Source organism: Mycobacterium sp., assembly GCF_049802695.1.
Lineage (GTDB): Bacteria > Actinomycetota > Actinomycetes > Mycobacteriales > Mycobacteriaceae > Mycobacterium.
The window spans coordinates 1-4,959 of the sequence record NZ_JBARMY010000360.1; the positions used below are offsets into that span (position 1 = coordinate 1).

Sequence of the window (4,959 nt, forward strand, 5' to 3'; positions counted from 1 at the left end):
GACCAGCGCCGGCACCGTCAGGCCGGTCAGGCTGATGTGACGGCGACCCACCCCGGAAGCCAGCATCTTCGCGCAGCCCCCGCGGCCGGCCGGCGACGTGGCTGTGAACAGCTCGTAGACGAGGGCCGCGACGGCCGGGTCGGCCTGCGCACCCACGGCCAGCATTCTGACGAAAGTACGCGTCGGGCGCCCGAAGGCGTTCGGCATGTCGAAGGAACCGAATGTATTGATCAGTTGCCGGGCCGCCAGCGCGCGAGCCGCCGACAGCTGTCGCGGCATGGGCAGCAAGTCCACTTCGCGCAGCAAGTCCCCGTTGGTGGTGTTGAGCAACGCCACGGCGTCGACGCGCTGCCCGACTTTGTGGCGGTAACGGTCGGACCACGCCATGACGGCCATGCCGCCCATCGAATGCCCGGCGATGACCGCGGTTTCGCGCGGCGCGAGCGTCGCCTCCAGCACCGCGTCGAGGTCGGAGGCCAGATAGCTCAAACTGTAGTTGCGGCGCGGCGGGACGCCGCTGCGCCCGTGGCCGCGTTGGTCGTAAGCGATCACCCGGTATTCGGCGGCCAGGTCGGCGATCTGGTCTCGCCACACGCCGGTGGCGCAGGTGAATCCGTGCGCCAGCACGATCGGGTAGCCGCCGGGTGGGCCGTAGATTTCGGTGTGCAGTGTGGTGCCGTCCGCGGCGCGGACGGCAAGGGTGCGCTGCGGCGCGACCTCTCTGGGCGTCAAGGTCGATACACTGCCGAATTCAGGCCGCCGAGAATTCATGGCCGCTTCCCCTCAGCTGCGGCATCGTCGCCACACAGGCTAAGCTTACGATTTTTTTAGCTTTCTGGAGCGCTATTCGGATTCTCGGCTCGGCGGGCCGTCAGAGCTGGGCCCAGAACGACTTGGTCTTCAGGTAGGCCTCGATGCCCTCGCGGCCGAACTCGTGACCCCAACCGGACTGCTTGTACCCGCCGAAGGGCACGGAGTGATCGAAAACCAATTGGCAGTTGACCGTCACGGTCCCGGCCTGCAGCCGCTTACCGAGGCGGTGAGCGCGGCTCAGGTTATTGGTCCAGGCAGTGGCCGCCAGCCCGTAGGTGGTTTCGTTGGCCATGGCGACGGCTTCGTCGTCGTCGTCGAACGGCAGGACAGTAACCACGGGTCCGAAGATCTCCTGCTGATACAGCCGCATACCGCGGTCGACGTTCGTCAGCACGGTCGGGTGGACGAAGTAACCCTTCCGGTCGAGCCGGTGCCCGCCGGTCACAACCTCGACACCACCGGATTTGCCCTCGTCGATGAAACCCATGACGCGGGTGAGCTGCTTGGCGCTGATCAGGGGGCCGATCATGCTGCCTTCTTCTCTCGGACCGCCCAGCTTCAGATTGTTCGCCACCATCGCGATGCCTTCGACCACCCGGTCGTAGACGCCGCGCTGCACGAAGATCCGCGACCCGCACACGCAACCCTGACCGGAGTGCACGAAGATGCCCATCGCGGCCATCATGATGGCCTGGTCCAGGTCGGCGTCGTCGTAGATCAGCACGGGCGACTTGCCGCCGAGTTCCAGCATCACCTTCTTGAGGTTTCCGGCCGAGGCGCGCACGATCTCCTTGCCGACCTCGGTCGACCCGGTGAAGGCCACCTTCTCGACGCCGGGATGGGCGGTGATGGCCGCACCTGCGGTGTGCCCGTAGCCGGTCAACAAGTTGACCACGCCGTCCGGGGCCCCGGCCTCGGCGATGATGCGGTCCAGAAGGAGCGCTGAAAGCGGTGTCTCCTCAGCGGGTTTGACCAGCATGCTGCAGCCTGCGGCCAGCGCTGGCGCGAGTTTCGCGCACGCGTTGAACACCGGGCCGTTCCACGGGAAGATCAGGCCCACCACGCCGTAGGGCTCCTTGATGGTGTAGGCGTGCATGTCGACGTAGGTGTCCGAGGCGATCCCGCTGGTTTTCACGTCGTAGGCGTCGCCGTGCACCTTGGTGCACCAGCCGGCGTAGTACCGGAAGAATTCGGCGCAGGTGGGTACCACCAACCGTGCCTGCATCAACGGCATGCCGGTGTTGAGTGAGTCGAGCTCGGCGAGTTCATCGGCATGCTCGTCGATCAGATCGGCGATGCGCCACATGATCTTGGCCCGCTCACGCCCCGGCAGGTTGACCCAGACGCCCGCGTCGTACGACGCCTTCGCACGGGCGACCGCTTCGTCGACTGCTTGCTCGCCACAGTCTTTGAACTCAGCAATCGGCTCTTCGGTGACCGGATCGATGATCGGTATGACGTCGCCCGTGCCAGGGCGTTCCCGAATGTCGTCCAATACCGCCTGCACCGTCATCGCTGATTCCCTCCTCGTGCCGAGCGTCCAAACGCCGCGTGCTGAGCACTTGCTTAGCAGTGCCGCTGCGGCTTGGTCAAGGTCGACACTGCTGTTGAGCCGCCTCAGCTTGCGGTTTGAGCGGCCGCCAAAGACCCCGACCTGTGGCGCGCCGGCCACAGCCTTCCCGGCCAGACGACGGCAGTTCGCGGTCGAGGGTTTTCCCGGCCGCTGCTTGGGAAAACACTCGGGGTGCAACGCCCCGATGATTCGCCCAACTCACCACCTCGCGTGGTCGTGCTCGGAGACAGTGTGCTCGACGTGTGGCTGTCCGGGGCGTGCCGGCGCCTGTCCCGGGAAGGCCCGGTCGCGGTCGTCGATGTCGAACACTCCACCGCTCAACCCGGTGCCGCCGCCAACACGGCCGCGAATCTGGCGGCTCTGGGTGTGCGCGCCGAGCTTGTGACGGTGATCGGCGACGATGATGTCGGCGTCGCACTGCTCCGTGGTCTGCACCGCCACGGCGTCAACACCGACCACGTGCGGACCTCCGCAGGTCGGACCGCCAGCAAGAATCGCGTCGTCGCCGGCGATCGGGTCCTGCTGCGCTTCGATCAGAAAGCCGACCAGCCGGCGTGCGCCAGTGAGCACCAGCGACTGGCCGAGCGCCTCGCCGACGCGCTGCGGACGGCGGACGCGCTGGTCATCTGCGACTACGGCGCCGGCATCGCCCACCCGTCGATCCTGGCCGCCGTTGCCGAGGCAAGGCCTGCCCTTCCGCTTCTCGTAGTCGACGGCCATGACCTGACACCCTGGCGGCCGCTGCGGCCGGACCTGGCGACGCCCAGTGCGGCGGAGGCGCTATGCCTGCTGTCCCCGCAAAACCGAGACGCCCACCGCAACGGTGAAACGCGGGCCGATTTCTTCGTAAAGCATCGACGAGATCTGGCACAGGCGACCGGCGCCGCAGTCGTCGCCGTCACGCTCGACAGCGACGGCGTGCTGCTTCTCGACGGTGACCGCACCGGCTACCGCACCGCGACCCGGCCGGCGCGAGAAGAAAACTGCGCCGGCGCGGGTGACACCTTCACCGCCGCCATGACCGTCGGCCTGCTGCAAGGTATGTCGGCCGTAAAAGCCGTCCAGTTCGCCCAGCTGGCCGCCGATGTCGTGACCGCGCAGCCCGGCACATCGGTATGCACCAAGGCCGAACTGGCGGACCGGATTGCCGCGGCCGAAGGTGTGCCGACTGCGCAGGATGAGCTGATTCGCCGGGTCGTTTGCCACCGTAAGGCGGGCCGGCGCATCGTGTTCACCAACGGCTGCTTCGACGTGCTGCACCGCGGCCATGTCGCCTACCTCAAAGAGGCCAAGCAGGCCGGTGATGTGCTCGTCGTGGCGATCAACAGTGACCAAAGCGTTCGCCGCCTCAAGGGCAGCGATCGACCGATCAACAGCGCCGCCGATCGCGCAGCGGTGCTCGGTGAACTGTCGTGCGTGGACTATGTGACCGTGTTCGACGGTGACACTCCCGCGCCGTTGATCCGACAGCTGCAGCCCGACATCTACGTGAAGGGCGGCGATTACACCGCCGACATGCTTCCAGAGACGCCGGTGGTGCGAAGCTACGGAGGCGAGGTCCGCATGCTGGGCTATGTCGCCGATCATTCGAACACCGACACCATCGCGCGCATCCGCGCATCGGTGGACTCCGTCGGCAACGGTCAGGCCAGCAGGTCGCGCACCTCGTGCAGTACCGCGTCAGGCAAGATGTCAGCCACGAACGAGACGTCGTGACCGCAGCCCGGCGCGTCTGCCGACACGCAATCGCTGTCGCACACCGGGCAGCGAGTGGTCCAGGACATCAACGCGCGGTCTTTTGAGCGGCCGAACGGGCCGTAGTGAATGAGATTGCTGGGCAAAAAGATTCCGACAGTCGGCGTTCCGACTGCCTTAGCGAGGTGTCGGACACCGCTGTCGTTGCCGACCAGCACGTCGCACCGGGCCAGCACTCCGCACAGCCCCGAATAGTCCAGCCCGCACAGTACGGCGACCGCGTCGCCTTCGGTTGGGGAAAGCTCCGCACGAGCCCGCTCGGCTACGTCGCGCATCAGCCCTTCCTCGCTGGGTGTCCCGACGATGACCGCACGTGCCCCGCCCTTCACACAGTCAATTACGACTGTGGCGAAATGCCTTGTCGGCCAACGGCGGCGAGCATCTCGGGCACCCGGATGAATGCCGACCACCGGACCGGATGGCCAGGGCAGCACCCGCTGCGCACACCGACGATCTGCATCGGTGACCGCGACGGACGGTTCGAACGTCACCGGCGGCGCCCCGGCCAGCCCGACGACTTCCAGCCACCGCAACACCTCATGCTGATACAGCCGGTAGGGGATGCATCGGGTCAGCGGTTCGGCGTCCTCGGCGCGCGTCCCGACCGTCCAGGTCGGAGTCAGGCTTTTGATGAACGGGTTCGACGCCGCGCCGCCGCCGTGCAGCTGGACACCTAAATCGATCGGATGGTCTCGCACCCAGTCCTGCAAAGCGTTGCCGTCGAGAGGATCACCGCCGTCGACCGCCGGCTCGTAGACGCCCGGCGTCGGGGGCAGCGGCAGCGCCCGGCTCACCGGCGACGGGCGGCCGGTCAGCAG

The 4,959-nt window shown here is 66.9% G+C and carries 4 protein-coding genes; 1 reads left to right on the top strand and 3 read right to left on the bottom strand.

Features of this window, described 5'->3' with window-relative positions:
* Window positions 1–771 (bottom strand): alpha/beta fold hydrolase (locus tag WA317_RS14935; RefSeq protein WP_425173771.1); only part of this gene is annotated, 771 nt, incomplete at its 3' end.
* Window positions 772–871: 100 nt separating this feature from the next.
* The gene (locus WA317_RS14940; protein WP_425173772.1) at window positions 872–2,326 is read right to left on the bottom strand and encodes an aldehyde dehydrogenase family protein; all 1,455 of its coding nucleotides are present in this window, start codon (window positions 2,324–2,326) and stop codon (window positions 872–874) included.
* Between the two features lie 231 nt (window positions 2,327–2,557).
* Here WA317_RS14940 and rfaE2 point away from each other — a divergent pair, with 231 nt between their 5' ends.
* A complete protein-coding gene (rfaE2, locus tag WA317_RS14945) occupies window positions 2,558–4,102 on the top strand; it encodes a D-glycero-beta-D-manno-heptose 1-phosphate adenylyltransferase (RefSeq protein ID WP_425173773.1) in 1,545 nt (514 codons plus the stop codon).
* Here the strand turns inward: rfaE2 and WA317_RS14950 are convergent.
* Window positions 4,030–4,959: glycosyltransferase family 9 protein (locus tag WA317_RS14950; RefSeq protein ID WP_425173774.1), on the bottom strand; the 930-nt coding region annotated here is incomplete at its 5' end. The genes rfaE2 and WA317_RS14950 overlap by 73 nt on opposite strands.

Bases quoted from the DNA above. Each gene is read 5' to 3' on its own strand.
- WA317_RS14940 (WP_425173772.1), bottom strand. From the start codon at position 2,326: ATGACGGTGCAGGCGGTATTGGACGACATTCGGGAACGCCCTGGCACG.